Below are 16,610 nucleotides of genomic sequence, written 5' to 3' on the forward strand. Positions count from 1 at the left end.
GGGGGGCGGTTGCGGGGGCGTATGGGCTTTTCGATATGCCCGCGACACAGGGGAGCCACGAGGGCTTGACCCTCCCCCTGCGGGAGGGTCCAGGGTCGCGGCCATGGATGACGTGCAGGAATTCACCGACGAGTACTTCGCCGCGGCGATCGACCCCGACCGCGAGCGCTACTTCGCTCTCTTCGACGACGGCGTCGTCGTGCATGACGACGGGCGCACCCATCACGGACTGCTCGCGGTGCGCCGCTGGCGCGGAGAGGTTCCGCCCGTGCGCTACGACCTCCGTGAGATCACCGGGACGGCGACCGCCTGCCGGGCCGTCGCGGCGGTCTCCGGTGACTTCCCGGGCAGCCCGGTGACCCTCCGCTTCACCTTCGAACGGAACGGCCGGGGGAAGATCACACTGCTGGACATCTCACCGTGAAGCCGCGACCCGGGTCGGGTCCGGACGTGGACGGCGACGAGGAGACTCGGGCGTGGACAAGGAGGCGGCCATGGGCGAGGAGACGGGCCCGGCGGAGCGATGGACGATCGGGGAGTTCTCGCGGATCACCCACCTGAGCATCCGCACCCTGCGCCGCTACCACGAGCAGGAACTCCTCGTCCCCGCCCGTGTCGACCCGGCCACGGGCTACCGCTACTACACGCCCGCACAGGTCCGGCCGGCACTGACCATCAGACGGCTGCGGGAACTCGACCTCCCGCTGGCGGACCTGCGGCGCTTCCTCGACGCCGAGTCCACCGGCGCGGACGGGACGGACCACGGTGCGGCGCAGCAGATCGTCGCCGCGCACCTGCGCCGGCTGGAGGACCGGCTGGGCCGCACCCAGCGTGCCGTCCAGGCGCTCCGGGAACTCCTCGACCCGCGGGCCGAACGGGCGGTGAGCCTGGAGGTGCTCCCGCCGCAACGCGTACTCGCCGTGTCCCTCGAGGTCCCGCCCGGGGCCGGCCTGGGCTGGTACGACGCCGCCATGCACGACCTGGATCTCGCGGCCGGCGGCCGCCCGGTGCTCCCTCCGGGCGGACGCTACGAGCACGACCTCTTCACCGAGGGCCATGGCCGCGCCACCGTCTACCTCCCGGCCGAGGTCGCGCTGCCACCAGGAGCGCCGGCCACCGTGAAGCCGCTCCAGCTGCCCCGTCGTACCGCCGCCGTGGCCACCCATCACGGGCCGCACGACGACCTCGACCTCACCTACGGCGCCGTGGGCTCCTTCGTCGCACGCCACGGTCTGCGGTCCCAGGACCTCGTCGAGGAGATCTACCTCGTCGGGCCCCGGGACACCGACGAGCCGGAACGCTGGCGGACCCTCGTCGCCTGGCTGGTCGGCCCCGCTCCCTCGGCCCCGGGCGGGGGCGGCCGGGGATCAGGCCCGGGTGACCGGTACCTGTAGTTCCGTCACCCAGTCGTCACGGTCCTCCGGGCACTCCAGGCTGACCTCGCGCGGGTACGCGGTCGACCGGTAGCCGTTGGCCTCGATCCAGCGGGCCAGGGTCTGGACGGTGGCGAGCACGTTGTCCATGGAGCCGCGGTGGACGATGGTCGCGGCCTGGTCGAGGGCCGGCAGGTCGAGGACGCGGAAGGCGCCGTCCTGGACGGGTGCGGAGACCTGGACGGCGGCGTGGACGCTGACCTTGCCACCGCCTTCCGGGGCGTCCTCGTAGTAGGCGACCCCGGGGCCCGAGGGGGCGACGCCCGCCGAGTCCAGTTCGCGGAACAGCCGGTGGTAGAGGGGCTGGATGACCGGGCTGATGTTCTCCGGCCCGAAACTCTCGGCGGTCGCGGTCAGCTCCGCCACCCGGACGGCGGGAACGTTCTTGATCACTACGTCGTTGGTGGGCATGTGCCCCTCGCTCTCGATCGCGCGGAGCCTCGCCTCGACCTGGACCAGCCGTGCTCCCGCCACGGCCATCGCGGTCTCCAGCTCGGCCCGCCGCAGCCGCAGCATGCCGCGCAGTTCCTCGGCGCTGACCTTCTCCTCCACGATCTCGTGGACCTGTTGGAGGGTGAATCCCAGGTCCTTGAGCGCGATGATCCGGTTGAGGCGGGCGAGCTGGGCGGCGGTGTAGTAGCGGTAGCCGCTGGAGGGGTCGACGTGGGCCGGGCGCAGCAGTCCGGTCGCGTCGTAGTGACGCAGCATCCGGACCGAGACGCGGCCGTGCCGGGCGAAGTCTCCGATGGTGAACATGATGTCTCCGAGTCGACCGCCTGACACGGTGTGAGGGTCAAGGAGGACGGTACCGGGGCCGCCGTGTCCCGCTGCTCCTTCCGTCTCCTTCGATCTTCTTCTATCTCCAATCCGCGTTGTTCCTAGAATGGCCGGGTGGAGGACATCGAAGCGATCGCGGCGTTGCAGGATCCGGTGCGGCGACGTCTGTACGAGTACGTGGTGGCGCAGGGCCGCGAGGTCGGCCGTAACGAGGCCGCCGAGGCGGCGGGGGTGGCGCGCACGCTCGCCGCGCACCATCTGGACCGGCTGACCGAGGCGGGGCTGCTGGAGAGCGGCAGCCGTCGGCTGTCGGGCCGCTCGGGGCCCGGGGCGGGCCGCCCCGCCAAGGTGTACACGCGGGCGCGGGTCGAGCGGGCGGTGTCGCTGCCCGCCCGCGACTACCGCACCGCCGCCGAGCTGCTCGCCGAGGCCGCCGAGGAGGCGGGGCTGGATGCCGGGCTGTGCGCGGCGGCGCGCCGCCGGGGCGAGGCCCTGCGCGACCCGGCGGCACCTTGCGGCGACCTGGCCGAGGCGATGGAGGTGCTCGCCGCCCGGGGCTACGAGCCCCGTCTGGAGGACACCGGCGAGGCGGCCTCGCCCGTGGTCCGGATGCGCAACTGCCCCTTCCACGCCGTCGCCGAGCGCTTCCCGCCGCTCGTCTGCGGCATGAACCTCGCCCTGCTGGAGGGGTTGCTCGGCAGGGAGGGGCCGCTGAGGGCCCGTATGGACGCCCGGCCGGGCGAGTGCTGCGTGGTGGTCGAGGATTCTAAAAACCATATTGATTGACATAGAAAAGCCGGGCGTGCTGGGATGTGGGCCATGACCTCATCCGCGCATGGCTCCCACCTCGCCCAGCTCAACGTCGCCACGCTCCGCCACCCCCTGGACGACCCGCGCACCGCACCGTTCGTCGAACTGCTCGACCCGGTCAACACCGCCGCCGACCAGGCCCCCGGCTTCGTGTGGCGGCTCGTGGCGGAGGGAGAGACCGACGCGACCGGCCTGCGCCCGGCGGGCGAGGACGTCATCGTCAACCTGACGGTGTGGGAGACGCAGGAAGCCCTGTGGGACTTCACGTACCGCAGCGGGCACCTGGAGGTCATGCGTCGGCGCCGGGAATGGTTCGAGCGGCATGTCGAGGCACACCTGGTGCTGTGGTGGGTCCCGGCCGGTCATCTCCCCACCGTCGGCGAGGCCCTGGAACGTCTGGACGACCTCCGGGCCAACGGGCCGTCTCCCCGCGCCTTCACCTTCGCGTCCTCCTTCACCGCCGCCGAGGCGGCGCGGCATCCGCGGACGGCCGAGGCGGTTGCGGAGGGCGGGCGCTAGCGGGGTGGGCGCAGCCTCGCGGAGGGCGCGTCTGCTTCTCAGCGCGGTCGGGGCGAGGCTGCGCCCGCGGTCGGCGCGGCCGAGGCGCCTCACCCGAAGCCGATCGGAAGCGGCTCGGAAGCGGCGGGAACTGGTGCCGGAAGCGGCGTCCCTGGTCCGATCGGGCGACGCACACAGCACGGCGGCCCGCCTCGGGCCGACCAGTTCCGCGCCGGGGCGCCGGCAGCAGTTAGGTGACAGATGAGTACGACACGAGCACCCGGACGGCCCGCGGGGTCCTATGCCGCACCGGCTCTCACCCTCGAACCCGGCCGGATACGCAACAACGCGCTGGTCATCATCAGTGTGCCGCTTCTCCTGATCGTCGTGCTGGCGATCGCGCTCCGGGTGACAGGCGAGGACGACAGCCCCTACTCGGGTACCGACTACGGGAGCGGCGACTCGCTGTTCGGCGGCAGCGTCCCGGACGGCGCACCCGGCGACTCCGGTGACGTCCCCTCCTGGTCCGACGGCATCACAGACGAACCGACGGACGACTACCTCGGACAGGAGCCCACCGAAGAGCCCACCGAGGAACTCACCGACGAGTCCACGGACACGACGACCGGTGGAGCGTACGCGGACGACCCGAAGGCGCAGACGGTGGTGGCCTACTTCACCGCGATCAACGACGGTGACTACACGACCGCCTGGGACCTGGGCGGCCACAACCTCGTCGCCGACTACGAGTCCTTCAGTGACGGCTTCGCCACCACCGCCGCCGTCTCCGTCACCATCGACGACGTCACGGGCGACCTGGTCCTCGCCACGGTCACCTCGCTCGAGTCGGACGGCACGCAGAAGGTGTTCGACGGCTCCTACACGGTTCGGGACGGCGTCATCACCGCCGCGGACGTCACCGAGAGGCTGTGAGCGACCCCATGACCGCACACAACGCCCCGCCCCCGCCCGACGCCACGAGCAACGCCACCCGGCTGCTGTGCGCCGGTACCTACCTCGACCCGCTCTACCGCAAGGCGGTCATCCGGGAACTGCTCACCCACCGCTACCGGGTGGTGGCCCCCTCCTACGGCTACGACGCGGTGCCCGTGCTCGCCCACGCGCTCGCCGCCGCCGGTCTGCGCCGCCAGCAGGTGCTGACGCTGGCCGGCGGGGCCGCCCTCATCCTGCTCGGCTCGGTCACCGGGCTGCTGGACTTCCTGGTCGCCTGGCTGCTGTTCGGCTGGCTCGCCTGGACCACCATGTTCCTGCGCCGGCTGGCGGTCCTGCGGATGCTCACCAGGCACCTCGCGCCCGCGGAGGAGCGCTCCGGTGCCGACGCGGGCTACCCCACATGCCGTCACCTCACGCAGAGGATCGTGCGGAAGATCTCCGCCGAGCAGAACTCCGGCACGGTCTACTACGGCGGCTACAAGCCCTTCGTCGGTGCGGGACAGCTGTGGCGCAGCTGGTCGAACGCGGAGCTGCTGATCGGCGTCCCGGAGAAGCCCGCCAACCCCTTCGGGCAGACCCTGTTCGAGGGCGGTTCCCCGCTGCCGCGGCAGAACGGCTCACCAGACGACGTACCCGGGCACCGGGAGGTACGGCGGCGGGCGATCATCCCGTTCACGGCCGCCGACATCACCGACCGGGTCGAGCGGCAGATGTTCGAGGAGCTGAAGCGCAAGCCCCGCCCGGCCGACCGCGTCCAGTTGCTGTCCGTCGAACGCCGCCGGTTCACCAAGGCCGTCCGGTTCCTCGACGACGAGCCGGAGGAGTTCGACGGTCCCGACGAGCACTGGCGGGAGGACTACGACGCGGGCCGCGAGTACCTGTGCGTCCGGATCGGTTCCTGGCAGCAGGAGCTGGTGACCACGGTGTTCGTCGGATTCGACATCAAGGGCACCACCCTGCACACCGAGTTCTACACGTACGTACTGGCGCCGATCACGCAGAGTTTCCGCCTGGTGGACCGGCTGCCCGAGCGGATCGACGGCGGGCTGATGTGCCGTATCGCCTGGGACGTGGTGCGCAGCGCACCCGGTGAGCTGCTGGGACTGGTGTTGAACCCGCTCAAGGAGCGGCTGCCGCGGAAGCCGGGCTCGGACACCGTCAAGGTCGAGATCACCCAGCCCACCGACCACAGCGAGTTCGGACTGGGCCGCTACGCCCACAAGGTCGTCGACTGCGGCGCCCGGGCCAGCGTGCGGGAACTGGCCACGGCCAACGTGTTCCACCACTTCTTCCAGGAGAGCGACGCCCACAAGTACACCCAGATCGTCGAGCGCCACCTGCTCCAGATCATCGGTGACTTCCTCTACGACCACGACGTCGACACCCGCGAGCACGAGGCCAACCAGACCAACATCCTCCAGCAGAACTTCGGAGCGAACAGCAACAACAACTTCGGCGGCAACCAGAGCGTCGGCAACCGCGGCAACCAGACCTTCGGCAGCAACTCAGGCATCACCCGAGAGAGGCACCCCGCATGAGCGGCCACGAGTTCCGCGACAACACCTTCGACAACGTCACCTTCGGCAGTGGCGGCAACAACAACTTCGGCGGCAACCAGAGCGTCGGCAACAGCGGAACCCAGACCTTCGGCGACCGCTCCCCCGTCGTCCCCGCCCCGGCCTCCGGCGACACAGCGGCCGACCGCGGGCAGGCGGGCGCCCCGGGCCGACCGGTCCGACCGGTCCGGGCGGAACCCTCCGGCGTGGAGCGCAGTGTCTTCGTCGTGCACGGCCGCGACGAGCAGGTGCGCCGCGAGATGTTCGAGCTGCTGCGTCGACTCGATCTGCGCCCCAAGGAGTGGGAGGACCTGGTCGGCGCGACCTGCCAGACGGCACCGTTCCTCGGCGACGTGGTCGCCGCCGCCCCCGCGCAGGCACAGGCCGCGCTGGTGCTGCTCACCCCGGACGACATCGTCACGCTCCACCCCGACCTGCACGGCCCGAACGAGCCGTCGTACGAGACCGCGCCCGTCGGCCAGCCCCGCCCGAACGTCCTGATCGAGCTGGGCATGGTGCTGATGGCCTACCCCGAACGGACGCTGATCGTCGAGGTCGGTTCCCTGCGCCCGATCGCGGACATCGCGGGCCGCAACGTCATCCGCTTCGACGGCTCGGACACCGCCCTCGGCAAGGTGGTGGAGCGGCTGAAGCAGGCCGGGTGCGCGGTCAACGACACCGGCTCCGACTGGCGTCAGACCTGGCCGTACCGTCACCTGAGCGCCTATCAGCGGCGGCCCTGAGCCCCGTAGGACCACCGCCGGCCCATGCGGCACGGCGGTTCGTGTGCCGCCCGGGGGACGGCACAACCGCCCTCGGGGCGGACCCGAGCACGTGCGGGCCCGCCTCGGGGGCGGCGGCGCTCACCGTGTGGGGCCGACGTCCGCCGCCAGCACCCTGAGGAACGCGGCGACCTCGGTCATGTCGACGCGTTCGGCCTCGGCCGGGCGCAGCACGATCCGCAGCTCCCGGCAGATCACCCGTTCCCTCGACCGGGTGATGAAGGACAGCAGGATCAGCCGCAGCAGACTCTCCTCGTCGAGCCCGTGCAGCCGGGACAGCCCCGACCCGAGCAACGGCAGCGCGACCCGGTCCAGCTGCCCGTACCGGTGGACCGCGTCCCATACCCGGTTCAGGCTCAGCCACAGCTCCTCCGTGCTCGACCGGGCGACGAAGTCGTTGCCGATCCGGCTGTAGGCGACCGCGAACACCAGCCGCGGCCGGGTCCCCAGCACCGCGACCGTGCCCACGGGATAGCGGTCCAGCTTGCCGTGCGGCTTGTCCTCGCGGGTCTCGCGGGCGAGCGGCGTCACATCGCGCAGCGCCGCTCCCAGCGCGCTGTCCAGGCGTACGGTGTCACCGTGGTAGCGGCGGTGCAGCAGCTGGCCCTGCACGCTGCTGCCGCTGATGACGATGCCGTCGTGCACGTCGGTGTCGAAGGTGTCGCTGAACCCGACGACCAGGTGCGCCCGCTCCTCGAAGAGGTCACCGCACCCCACCGACACCGTCATGTTCGGCCGCCGGAAGTCCTGCGCCACGGCCGAGGGCTGTCGGCTGCGCGCCACCGCCCAGGCCACGCACAGCAGGACGGAGCCGCCGAGCACCGGCGCCGGATCCAGTGCTTCCGGAAACAGCTGGCCGACGAACTGCACCACCGCCGACACCCCGCCGAACGCGGCCATGGCACTGCCCACGAACGCCCGCCGCCCCCGGGCACCGCCCGACAGCCGCCATCCCGGACGCCGTGTCCGGCCCGGACCGGGCGTCCGGCCCCGCGTGGAACCCCTGAAAAGCACAACTCCCCCAAATGCCCGCTTGGTACGCTGCCGAGGCTGCTCCCGCGGCCAGAGACAGACGGGGAGCGCGGAGCGAGTGGAGACCACGTGCCATGACGCGCATCCGGGTCTGTGTCCTGGGGCGGACCAGAGTGGAGGTCGACGGCGAGCCGGGCCGCCTGACCCCGCTGACCAAGCGATTACTCCTGCGGCTGGTGGCAGCCGAAGGCGATCCGGTTCCGGTCCGGCGGCTGTACGAGGACGTGTGGGGCGCCGCCCACACCGGTCCGGGTCAGGCTGGCCGCGCCCGCAACGAAGTGCAGAAACGCGTGCTCGAACTGCGCCGCGCGCTGGACCCGGCACAGGACGGCACCGGTCAACGGGTGCTGCGTACCGAGCAGTTGCTGGCGGCCCCGACCCCCGAGACGGCGTACCGGCTGGTCCTCGGCCGTGACGAACTGGACTGCGCGGAGTTCTCCGCACTGGTCGCCTCGGCGCTGTTCGCTACGCCGGCGTCGGCGGCGCACCAGCTCATGACCGCCCTGGCCCTGGTGACGGGCCGTCCGCTGGCCGACCTGAGCGACGAACCGTTCGCCCGGCCCCTGGTGCGTCGGCTCACGGCGCTGCACGAGACGGCCCGTCGGCACCTGATCACCGCGCACACCGAACTGGGCCGCTACGAACTCGCCGTACCGGTGGCCGAGCGTCTGACCCTGGAGCGGCCGGACGACCCGGAGGTCGCCGGGATGCTCCAGACGCTGCGCGCGCGACTGCGCGACCGGCACGGCCAGGTACTGCTGCGCGAGCCGATCACCGGTTCCGGTTCCGGCGGTGACCTGGTGGTGGTCCGCGGCGACCTGTTCGCCCAGGACGACGCCAACCTGGTGGTCGGCTTCACCGACACCTTCGACACCGCCACCGAGCAGGACCTGGTGATCAGCCGGGACAGCGTCCAGGGACAGCTGGTGGGCCGCCTGTTCAACGGCGACCGCAAGCTGCTGGACGACCGGCTCCAGGCGGGTCTGCGCTCCATCACGCCCAGCAGCACCGAACGGCCCCAGGACAAGCCCCGGGGCCGACGGGTCCGCTACCCCCTCGGCACCACGGTCCCCCTGGTGGTCGACGGCCGCCGGGTGTTCGCCGTCGCCTACTCCCGCCTCGGCAACGACCTGGTGGCCCGCTCCGCGCCGGACGATCTGCGGGCCAGCCTCGACAGCCTGTGGCAGTCGGTCGCCCGGTACGGCATGTACAAACCCGTGGCCATGCCGCTGGTCGGCACGGGACTCGCACGGGTCGTGGAGCTCGACCGTACGCAACTGCTGTTCATGATCATAAAGAGTTTCGCCGCGTACACCCGCCGGGAACCGACCACCGCCCCCGAACTCCGCGTGGTCATCCGCCCCGAGGATCTCGCGAGAACGGACCTCGCGGCGGTCGGCGGGCTGCTGCGCACCTTGCCCGGCGCACCCGGAACGGATGCCGTGACACGCGGAACCGCTTGACGTCGTCATACACCCATCCGACCCGGACAACCGCTTCCGCCACCAGCGGCGACGGGGTTCCGACGGACTTCGGGATCACTTCCGGAGCGCTTCCGACGCGCTTCCGGCCCTCGTTCGCCGCACGGCATCCGGAAGCCGCCGCCGTCACGTGCTCCAGCAGGGCGGACTTGCCGACTCCCGCCGCGCACACTCGGCCTGTCTGCCCAACAGCCCCGGCCGCCGTCCGGGACCGGTGCCCGATCCTGTCCAGCCGCTCACCCTCCCCAACAAGGCGCCCACCCCCGGCGGGCCGGTGCCGTCACAGCGTGATACGGACGGCCTTGGCCTGGGTGTGGGCGTCCAGGCCTTCCAAGCCTCCTTCGTAGCCCAGTCCGGATTCCTTGTATCCCCCGAAGGGTGGCCCGCGAGGCATTCGCCGAACCCGGCGCCGCGCCGTCGATGGCCGAGATCGCCCGCCGTGCCGGAGTCGGCATCGCCACGCTCTACCGCGACTTCCCCGGCAGACTCGAACTGGTCGAGAAACTCTTCCGTCACACCGTCGACGACATCTGCGAAGCCGTCGGCCGCGTCAGTGGCGACACCCCTGGTGAGGCCTTCTTCAACTGGCTCACGCGCTTCCACGCCGACGGCGCCCGCGAAGGCCCGCTCGCCTCCCTCCTCCTCGCCGAATCCGCCAACGGCACCCCCACCGTCCTCCGCGACAGCCGCTCCCGCACCATCGCCGCGGGCGAACCCCTCTTCCGGGCCGCGCAGCGCAGCGGAGAAGTACGCGACGACGTCTCCCTCGGACAGATCCTCGACGGCCTCGCCGCCCTCGCCGGCGTCGACAACCACCCGGACTTCCCCGGCGCCCTGATCCGCGTCATGCTGGACGGCCTGCGCCCGCCCGGCTGACGGCCGCGCCACCGACCTCGGGGATGCGAAGGGCCATGCAGGGCGCGAGCTGCACCGAGAGCGCACCCGGCCACGGGCGACGAGCGATGAACCTGCGGCAGGCGTCGTTTCAGTCCTTGAGCCAGCCAGGCCTGACCATGCGGTACTCGTAGGCCATGATGCGGCTGAGCGCGCAGCAAGGACCCTTGACATGTCTTCGGGGCGTTCGTCCTCAGCTCCGACCGCGTGCTCCGGCACTTCGGGCTGGGCCTGGCGGCTGCCCGCACCGCTGGAACGGAAACCACCCGAGGTGTCCATCGAGCGCCCCCACAGAGAGCTGACCGTGCGGAGCCCTGGAAGGGCCGACCCGGCGGCGGTCGGGTCAATCGCGGCCCCGAGCCTTCGCCGTGAGATGCGCGTCGCCGCTGTCCCCGCCCAGTCCCGCGAGCAGGCGCAGACCGTCCTCGGCGGGGCTGCCGGGGGCCGCGGACAGCACGAGCAGCTCCATGCCCGATCCGTCCGGTAGCGGGAAGTTCTCCTGATGCAGCTCCAGCAGTCCGACCAGTGGGTGCCGGTACGCCTTGCGCCCGTGCGTGCGGGCGCATACGTCCGCGCGGGCCCAGAGGCGGCGGAAACGCTCGCTGCCCATCGCCAGTTCACCGATGAGCGAGGCCAGACGGGGATCCTCGGGGTACTTGCCGGCCGCCAGGCGCAGGTGCCCGACCACGTCGAGAGTGCACTTCTCCCAGTCCGCGTAAAGGCCGCGCTCGGCCTCCTCGAGGAAGATGTGCCGGGCGGTGTTCAGGCCCGGCACCGGTCGGCCGTAAAGGAGCCCGGCGAGGCGGTTCCCGGCGAGCACGTCCAGGCGATGGTCCATGAGCATCGCGGGTGCGTCGGCGACCAGACCGAGGACGCGCAGCAGCTCCGGCCGGACCCGCCCGCCCGGCGCCTTCGCGCGGCGGCGACGCTGCCGGGCGAGCCGGTAGAGGTGCCCGCGCTCGGTCTCGTCGAGAGCGAGGACCCGGGCGAGCGCGTCGAGGACCTGCTCGGAGGGCTGGGTCGCGCGGCCCTGCTCCAGGCGTACGTAGTAGTCGACGCTGACTCCGGACAGATGCGCGACCTCTTCGCGACGCAGCCCGTCGACCCGGCGGCGACTGTCGACGGGGATGCCGACGGCCGCCGGATCGACCCGGGCACGCCGGGTCCGCAGAAAGCCCGCAAGGTCGTCCATGGCACCCAGTATGGCTTCGGCGGTGCCCGTGAAGGTGGTCCTGCCAGTACCAGGAAGTCCCGTCCGACGGAAGAGGAGCCCCTGAACGCAAGGCACCGAGGCACCCAGGATCAAGGGGAACCGATCCGAAGGAGTTCCCATGAAGACGCTGATCGTCCACGCCCACCCGGAGCCCAAGTCACTCAACAGCTCCCTGAAGGACCTCGCGGTGTCCACCTTGGAGGCCGCCGGGCACGAGGTACGGGTGAGCGATCTGTACGCGATGAACTGGAAGGCGGTCGTGGACGCCGCGGACTACGGCCCCCACGCCTCAAGTCCGTTGAAGGTCGCGGCGGACTCGGGCCGGGCCTTCGACGCCGGGACGCTCACCCCGGACGTCCGCGCCGAGCAGGAGAAGCTGCTGTGGGCCGACACGGTCGTCTTCCAGTTCCCGTTGTGGTGGTACACGATGCCCGCGATCCTCAAAGGCTGGGTGGACCGGGTGTTCACCTACCACTTCGCGTACGGCGTCGGCGAGCACAGCGACACCAAGTACGGCGATCGCTTCGGCGAAGGCACCCTCGCGGGCAGGAAGGCTCTTCTCTCGGTGACCGTCGGCGGCCTGGAGTCGCACTACGCCGCCCGCGGGATCAACGGCCCCATCGACGATCTGCTGTTCCCGATCCACCACGGCATCCTCTACTACCCGGGCATCGAGGTACTGCCGCCGTTCGTGCTGTACGGCACGGACCGGATGACCGACGAGGACTACCCGGCCGTGGCCAAGGCATGGCGGCAGCGTCTGCTCACCCTGGAGTCGACCGAGCCGATCCCGTTCCGGCGGCAGAACTACGGCGACTACGAGATCCCCTCGCTGCGTCTGAAGGAGGGACTGGAGCCCGCTGGCCGCACGGGTTTCGCGCTGCACGTACGCGACTGACCGCCGCGCCGGCACTCCAAGCTGGGCGCGGCCAATGCCCGTACGGCGTGCCGCCTCAGCTGTGCGGCCCGACGTTCACCCGGCGGGCGCCGCAGATGACGTCCGTGGCCGGGAGGCGGCCGGTGGCGAGGTAGGCGTTGACCGTGGCATCGACGTAGTCCACGGTGTCGATCACACGGGTGAGAGCGCCGCGTACGATGCCCTCGCGTTCGCCTCCGGCTGCCTCGTCGAGGTCATCACAGAAGTCCGCCGCGGTGTCGTTGTCGAAGGGGCCGACGTCCCAAGTGCCCGTGGTCTCTCCCGGTCACGGTGCTGATCGAGGAATCCTGACAGAGACCACTGACAGCGGCCGCACGGACCGGGCCAGCCTGAAGTGCCGCGGGGTGTCGTCCGCTGACGGGCTCAGCCCGCCGGGGTCTCGCCCAGTTCGTCGACGGCGCCGACGTCGAGCACGGCGATGTCGTCGGAGCCGAGGTAGGTCAGGTCCTCACGGTCGAAGACCCAGACATCCCGGTCGTCACCGGAGCCGAAGGCCAGTCCGATGCCCCTGCGGCCCGCCGCGTCCTTGGCGTCGTCGACGACGGTGACGCCCGGGATCATGGCCGCAGCGCGGTAGAGGGCGGCGTCCGTCTCGGGCAGCAGGACCGCCGTCGGCAGCAGCGCGCCGATCCTCTCCAGAGCGGCCTCCTCATGAGTGGGGCCCTGGCCCCGCGTCTCGGCCCAGATCCGGTCGTACAGCCGGGCGGGATCGGTGGGCAGCCGCTCGATCTCACGGTAGGAGCCCGCGTTCGGGTCGGCCGAGAGGGCCATGTCCGTGGTGCCCTTGCCGGAGGGACCGGACAACACGGTGATACGGGCGAGACCGTCGCTGCGTCCGTCGACCGGGCGCCAGTCGGACCGGCGGAAGACGTCCTCGCCCTCGTCCATGATCTGCTGGGTGCCCTGGGTGTGCAGGTAGATGTACTGGTCGTCGCGGACGGGGCTGGTGTCCTTCGCCTCGGCGACCGTGGCGATACGGTTCAGCAGACCGACGGCCTCCTGGTCGGTGACCGGACGGTCCTCGCCACCCCCGCCGGCCGACAGTACGGTCGCGACGACCACGGCGGCGGTACCGAGCGGCACCGCGAGCAGGGCGAGGCGGCGACGGGGGCGCGGGGCGGGCGGGGCAGACGGGGTCTGCGCAGCGGCATCGGCGGCGGGCCGTGCGGCGTCTCGGGTGATCTCTCGCATGAGATGGTCCTCCAACATCAGCAGGCGGTCGCTCGGCGGGGCCGGATTCCCGGGGCTGGGCAGCAGCCGGGCCATCTCTTCTCGTTCTGCGCGGTTCATGGGCGGCTCTCCTGTGCCTTCGACTGTGTCTCTGCCTGTGTCTCTGCCTGTGTCGACCGGGTCGCCGGGGGGCGGCCTACCAGTTCCTGTCCGGTGCCGGGGAGGCGTCCCGGTTTTCGCCGCCTGAGTTCGCCCTCCGTGAGGCGGCGCAGGCGTTGCCGGGCGCGCGAGAGCCGGGATCGGACGGTACTGGCGGGCACGCCGAGGGCGGTCGCGGCGGCCTCGGCGCTCAGCCCCGACCACACGCACAGGGCAAAGACCTCGCGCTCACGTCGGCGCAGTTGGCCTAGGGCGGCACGGGCCGCGGCCAGCCGCTCGGTGTCGTCGAGGCGGCCCGCCAGAGCATCGGCGAAGTCGGGCGCCACCTCGTGGTCGGTGGGGCGGCCCGGCATCCGGGCGAGCGCCGCCGCGTGCCGCCGGGCCGTGCGTCGCATGTTGCGCAGGACGTTGGTGGCGATGCCGAACAGCCACGGCCGCAGGCCGTCGGCGTCGGCCGGGGTCCCGTCGTCGCCGGGCTCCCCGGGCGACGGCGCGTACGCGGCGTCCGTCAGCAGCTTTTCGCGCAGCCGCCAGGCCTCCAGGAAGGTGAGCTGTACGGCGTCCTCCGCGGCGCCGTGATCGCCGGTCACCCGGGTGCAGTGGCCGTAGAGGGCCGTCGCGTGCGCACGGAAGAGCTGCGCGAAGGCCGCTGGGTCGCCCGCTCGCACGCGGGCCCGTAGGGAATCTTCCACGCTGTGTCCTGTCCGGCCGTCACCCGCCGTCCCTGTGATGCCGGTCACTGCGGTGCGAGTTCCCTCCCCCACCGCCGCCTCCTACGGCTGTTCTTCCGGGAAGGGGGCACGTACCGGAACCGGCCGAGCCAGCCGAGCCGTCGGAAGCGCCGCTGGTGCGATGAGTTCCGGGCGCTTCGTGAGTCTGTCCTGGTGACAGGTGACCACCGTAGGACGTCGTGCGGCGGTGACCGCGGTAACTCGAGAGACCACGGAGGACATCATGACGACCACACCCGGTGAGCCGACCCCCGCGCTCCCCGGCCGCCCGCCCGTCGTCGATCTGGCGACCTGGCAGGCCGCCCGCGACGAGCTGCTGGTCCGCGAGAAGGCCCACACCCGGGAGGGCGACGCCATCGCCGCGGCCCGCCGCCGGCTGCCGATGGTGGAGCTGGACGGGACCGTGGAGGTGGTGGGCCCCGACGGTCCGGTGCCGTTCCTGGAGCTGTTCCAGGGCCGCGACGAACTCGTCGTCTACCAGCACATGTGGTACGACGGCGCTCCGCACCAGGGGCAGTGCGAGGGCTGCACCACCACGGCCTGGCACCTCAAGGACGCCGTCTACCTCAACGCCCGCGGCGTCTCCTTCGCCGTCCTCACCACGGGCCGATGGGACGAGGTGGCCGCGTACGTCGAGTTCATGGGCTACACCCAGCCCTGGTATTCGGTGCGGGACGTGGAGGCGCCCGTTGGTGGCGCGATGGGGTACCTCACCTCGTTCCTGCGCGACGGCGACCGTGTGTTCCTCACCTACTCCACTACGGGGCGTGGCAACGAGCGGGTCAACGGGGCCCTCGGCCTGCTCGACATGACGCCCTACGGTCGCGGCGAGGCCTGGGAGGACAAGCCCGAGGGCTGGCCCAAGGGGGACCACGCGTGCTGGTACTGGCGCACGGACGCGGACGGCAACGCCACCTGGGGTCCGACCAGCCGTCCCGTGCCGCAGTGGACCCGCCCCGGCGCGACGCCGGTGGAGACCCTCGGTCGAGGGTGACATCACCACTGAGCGACCGGTAACGCCCCTGCTATGGTGCGCCGATGCCAGTGATCAAGCAGTTCCAAGTCACCTTCGACTGCGCGGAACCCGAGCGTCTCGCCCGCTTCTGGTGCGAGGTGCTGGGGTACGTCGTACCGTCGCCGCCCTCGGGGTTCGCCACCTGGGAGGAGTACGACCGGTCGCAGGCGCCCGAGGAGAGGGGCTCGTGGTTCGCCGGTGTCGACCCCTCGGGCGTGGGCCCGCGGCTGTACTTCCAGCGGGTCCCTGAAGGCAAGGTCGTCAAGAACCGGGTGCATCTCGATGTGCGGGTCGGCACCGGGCTGGTGGGGGAGGAGCGGCTGGCCAAGCTGGAGGCGGAATGCGCTCGGCTGCTCCCGCTCGGCGCGGAGCGCGTCCGGCTGCTGTACGACGGCCACGACTCGTGCATCGTGATGCAGGACATCGAGGGCAACGAGTTCTGTCTCGACTGAGCGTTCGACGACGCGCGGTGCGTGGGCCCCGCTGCCCCGGGCGACCTCCGTCGTTCCCTCGCGGCCGGGCGCTACTGTCGACGGCATGAGCGAAATCTCCGAGCGTTCCGTTGTCGTCGAACGCACCAGCACCGAGCACTTCGTGGCGACCAACCCGCGCGGCGGGACCATCAGTTTCGGTACGACCTCCGGGGGCGGATCGGAAACAGAGTTCACCCCGGTCGAGCTGTTGCTCGCCGCGATCGGCGGCTGCACGGCGGCGGACGTCGACGTCGCCACCAGCCGCCACGCGGAGCCCTCGGAGTTCACGGTGACGGTGACCGGCGACAAGATCAGCGACGACTTCGGCAACCGCATGACCAATCTGGCGGTCACCTTCACCGTCACCTTCCCCGACGGTGCGGGCGCGGACCGCGCCCGCACCATCCTGCCCCGCGCGGTCAAGACCTCGCACGACCGGCTCTGCACGGTGAGCCGCACGGTCGAGATCGGCACGCCCGTCACGGCGACGATCAAGGACGCCTGACGTCCCCGTCCCTCCCCAGTTCGGCCAACCGCTGCGCGGCCCGGTCCTCGGGGTCGTCCTCGTCTAGGGTCTGTTGCGAAAGTGGATCTTGTTCGTTGATGATCACGTCCTGTGGGACGTGGGGATCTGACGAACGGCCAGTGGGCCCGGCTTGAGCCTTTGCTGCCGACGGGCATCAAGCCGGGTCGGC

General features: G+C 71.4%; 18 protein-coding genes and 1 pseudogene. 13 read left to right on the top strand and 6 right to left on the bottom strand.

Annotated elements, in window-relative coordinates; translation table 11 throughout:
• Positions 1 to 103: 103 nt before the first annotated feature.
• Positions 104 to 424, top strand: coding sequence for a nuclear transport factor 2 family protein (locus KBY47_RS33085; RefSeq protein WP_210927795.1), 321 nt, complete (start codon positions 104 to 106; stop codon positions 422 to 424).
• A gap of 52 nt (positions 425 to 476) precedes the next feature.
• On the top strand, positions 477 to 1,394 hold the full coding sequence (locus tag KBY47_RS33090; RefSeq protein ID WP_308405383.1) for a MerR family transcriptional regulator: 918 nt from the start codon (positions 477 to 479) through the stop codon (positions 1,392 to 1,394).
• Here the strand turns inward: KBY47_RS33090 and KBY47_RS33095 are convergent.
• On the bottom strand, positions 1,368 to 2,189 hold the full coding sequence (locus tag KBY47_RS33095) for a MerR family transcriptional regulator (RefSeq protein ID WP_210927796.1): 822 nt from the start codon (positions 2,187 to 2,189) through the stop codon (positions 1,368 to 1,370). The genes KBY47_RS33090 and KBY47_RS33095 overlap by 27 nt on opposite strands.
• Positions 2,190 to 2,324: 135 nt before the next feature.
• On the opposite strand from KBY47_RS33095, the gene KBY47_RS33100 reads away from it, so the two are divergent.
• The 5 genes from KBY47_RS33100 to KBY47_RS33120 all read left to right on the top strand — a co-directional run bounded on the left by KBY47_RS33100 (position 2,325) and on the right by KBY47_RS33120 (position 6,771).
• A complete protein-coding gene (locus KBY47_RS33100; protein WP_210927797.1) occupies positions 2,325 to 2,996 on the top strand; it encodes a metalloregulator ArsR/SmtB family transcription factor in 672 nt (223 codons plus the stop codon).
• Between the two features lie 33 nt (positions 2,997 to 3,029).
• Complete coding sequence (locus KBY47_RS33105) at positions 3,030 to 3,539, top strand: DUF3291 domain-containing protein (protein WP_210927798.1); 510 nt, start codon at positions 3,030 to 3,032, stop codon at positions 3,537 to 3,539.
• A gap of 240 nt (positions 3,540 to 3,779) precedes the next feature.
• Positions 3,780 to 4,451: a hypothetical protein gene (locus tag KBY47_RS33110; RefSeq protein ID WP_210927800.1), complete on the top strand. Its 672-nt coding sequence runs from the start codon at positions 3,780 to 3,782 to the stop codon at positions 4,449 to 4,451.
• An 8-nt stretch (positions 4,452 to 4,459) separates the two neighbouring features.
• A complete protein-coding gene (locus KBY47_RS33115; protein WP_210927802.1) occupies positions 4,460 to 6,010 on the top strand; it encodes a hypothetical protein in 1,551 nt (516 codons plus the stop codon).
• Positions 6,007 to 6,771 carry a TIR domain-containing protein gene (locus tag KBY47_RS33120; RefSeq protein WP_210927804.1) on the top strand — a complete coding sequence of 255 codons (765 nt, stop codon included), beginning with the start codon at positions 6,007 to 6,009 and terminating at the stop codon, positions 6,769 to 6,771. Before KBY47_RS33115 ends, KBY47_RS33120 begins: the two co-directional genes overlap by 4 nt.
• A 120-nt stretch (positions 6,772 to 6,891) precedes the next feature.
• Here the strand turns inward: KBY47_RS33120 and KBY47_RS33125 are convergent, their stop codons facing one another.
• A complete protein-coding gene (locus tag KBY47_RS33125) occupies positions 6,892 to 7,710 on the bottom strand; it encodes a macro domain-containing protein (RefSeq protein ID WP_210927806.1) in 819 nt (272 codons plus the stop codon).
• A gap of 206 nt (positions 7,711 to 7,916) precedes the next feature.
• On the opposite strand from KBY47_RS33125, the gene KBY47_RS33130 reads away from it, so the two are divergent.
• Both KBY47_RS33130 and KBY47_RS36845 read left to right on the top strand, forming a co-directional pair.
• The gene (locus KBY47_RS33130; RefSeq protein ID WP_210927808.1) at positions 7,917 to 9,305 is read left to right on the top strand and encodes a macro domain-containing protein; all 1,389 of its coding nucleotides are present in this window, start codon (positions 7,917 to 7,919) and stop codon (positions 9,303 to 9,305) included.
• 396 nt (positions 9,306 to 9,701) lie between these two features.
• On the top strand, positions 9,702 to 10,199 hold the full coding sequence (locus KBY47_RS36845; RefSeq protein WP_308405384.1) for a TetR/AcrR family transcriptional regulator: 498 nt from the start codon (positions 9,702 to 9,704) through the stop codon (positions 10,197 to 10,199).
• A 361-nt stretch (positions 10,200 to 10,560) separates the two neighbouring features.
• On the opposite strand, the gene KBY47_RS33140 is transcribed toward KBY47_RS36845, so the two are convergent.
• A complete protein-coding gene (locus tag KBY47_RS33140; protein ID WP_210927810.1) occupies positions 10,561 to 11,409 on the bottom strand; it encodes a helix-turn-helix transcriptional regulator in 849 nt (282 codons plus the stop codon).
• 139 nt (positions 11,410 to 11,548) lie between these two features.
• Between KBY47_RS33140 and KBY47_RS33145 the strand changes: the two genes are divergently transcribed.
• Positions 11,549 to 12,328, top strand: coding sequence for an NAD(P)H-dependent oxidoreductase (locus KBY47_RS33145; RefSeq protein WP_210927812.1), 780 nt, complete (start codon positions 11,549 to 11,551; stop codon positions 12,326 to 12,328).
• 55 nt (positions 12,329 to 12,383) lie between these two features.
• Here KBY47_RS33145 and KBY47_RS37445 read toward each other — a convergent pair.
• From KBY47_RS37445 to KBY47_RS33160, 3 genes and pseudogenes are all read right to left on the bottom strand, one after another.
• A pseudogene (locus KBY47_RS37445) lies at positions 12,384 to 12,605 on the bottom strand (DUF4259 domain-containing protein); the annotation flags it as partial.
• Between the two features lie 125 nt (positions 12,606 to 12,730).
• Complete coding sequence (locus tag KBY47_RS33155; RefSeq protein WP_210927814.1) at positions 12,731 to 13,657, bottom strand: CU044_5270 family protein; 927 nt, start codon at positions 13,655 to 13,657, stop codon at positions 12,731 to 12,733.
• Complete coding sequence (locus KBY47_RS33160; protein WP_210927815.1) at positions 13,654 to 14,388, bottom strand: RNA polymerase sigma factor; 735 nt, start codon at positions 14,386 to 14,388, stop codon at positions 13,654 to 13,656. Before KBY47_RS33160 ends, KBY47_RS33155 begins: the two co-directional genes overlap by 4 nt.
• Before the next feature lie 262 nt (positions 14,389 to 14,650).
• Here KBY47_RS33160 and KBY47_RS33165 point away from each other — a divergent pair, with 262 nt between their 5' ends.
• From KBY47_RS33165 to KBY47_RS33175, 3 genes are all read left to right on the top strand, one after another.
• Positions 14,651 to 15,421: a DUF899 domain-containing protein gene (locus KBY47_RS33165; protein WP_210927818.1), complete on the top strand. Its 771-nt coding sequence runs from the start codon at positions 14,651 to 14,653 to the stop codon at positions 15,419 to 15,421.
• Positions 15,422 to 15,465: 44 nt separating this feature from the next.
• On the top strand, positions 15,466 to 15,894 hold the full coding sequence (locus KBY47_RS33170) for a VOC family protein (RefSeq protein ID WP_210927819.1): 429 nt from the start codon (positions 15,466 to 15,468) through the stop codon (positions 15,892 to 15,894).
• 85 nt (positions 15,895 to 15,979) lie between these two features.
• On the top strand, positions 15,980 to 16,420 hold the full coding sequence (locus tag KBY47_RS33175) for an OsmC family protein (RefSeq protein ID WP_210927821.1): 441 nt from the start codon (positions 15,980 to 15,982) through the stop codon (positions 16,418 to 16,420).
• Positions 16,421 to 16,610 lie beyond the last annotated feature (190 nt).

The organism is Streptomyces sp. B93 (assembly GCF_018070565.1).
In the GTDB taxonomy this organism is placed as follows: Bacteria; Actinomycetota; Actinomycetes; order Streptomycetales; family Streptomycetaceae; genus Streptomyces.

Excerpts from the sequence above, each read along its gene's own strand:
- KBY47_RS33105 (WP_210927798.1), top strand. The coding sequence starts at position 3,030 with ATGACCTCATCCGCGCATGGCTCCCACCTCGCCCAGCTCAACGTCGCC.
- KBY47_RS33120 (WP_210927804.1), top strand. The coding sequence starts at position 6,007 with ATGAGCGGCCACGAGTTCCGCGACAACACCTTCGACAACGTCACCTTC.
- KBY47_RS33140 (WP_210927810.1), bottom strand. The coding sequence starts at position 11,409 with ATGGACGACCTTGCGGGCTTTCTGCGGACCCGGCGTGCCCGGGTCGAT.
- KBY47_RS33175 (WP_210927821.1), top strand. The coding sequence starts at position 15,980 with ATGAGCGAAATCTCCGAGCGTTCCGTTGTCGTCGAACGCACCAGCACC.
- KBY47_RS33110 (WP_210927800.1), top strand. The coding sequence starts at position 3,780 with ATGAGTACGACACGAGCACCCGGACGGCCCGCGGGGTCCTATGCCGCA.
- KBY47_RS33170 (WP_210927819.1), top strand. The coding sequence starts at position 15,466 with ATGCCAGTGATCAAGCAGTTCCAAGTCACCTTCGACTGCGCGGAACCC.
- KBY47_RS33165 (WP_210927818.1), top strand. The coding sequence starts at position 14,651 with ATGACGACCACACCCGGTGAGCCGACCCCCGCGCTCCCCGGCCGCCCG.
- KBY47_RS33085 (WP_210927795.1), top strand. The coding sequence starts at position 104 with ATGGATGACGTGCAGGAATTCACCGACGAGTACTTCGCCGCGGCGATC.
- KBY47_RS33130 (WP_210927808.1), top strand. The coding sequence starts at position 7,917 with ATGACGCGCATCCGGGTCTGTGTCCTGGGGCGGACCAGAGTGGAGGTC.
- KBY47_RS33095 (WP_210927796.1), bottom strand. The coding sequence starts at position 2,189 with ATGTTCACCATCGGAGACTTCGCCCGGCACGGCCGCGTCTCGGTCCGG.
- KBY47_RS33155 (WP_210927814.1), bottom strand. The coding sequence starts at position 13,657 with ATGAACCGCGCAGAACGAGAAGAGATGGCCCGGCTGCTGCCCAGCCCC.
- KBY47_RS33145 (WP_210927812.1), top strand. The coding sequence starts at position 11,549 with ATGAAGACGCTGATCGTCCACGCCCACCCGGAGCCCAAGTCACTCAAC.
- KBY47_RS33125 (WP_210927806.1), bottom strand. The coding sequence starts at position 7,710 with ATGGCCGCGTTCGGCGGGGTGTCGGCGGTGGTGCAGTTCGTCGGCCAG.
- KBY47_RS33115 (WP_210927802.1), top strand. The coding sequence starts at position 4,460 with ATGACCGCACACAACGCCCCGCCCCCGCCCGACGCCACGAGCAACGCC.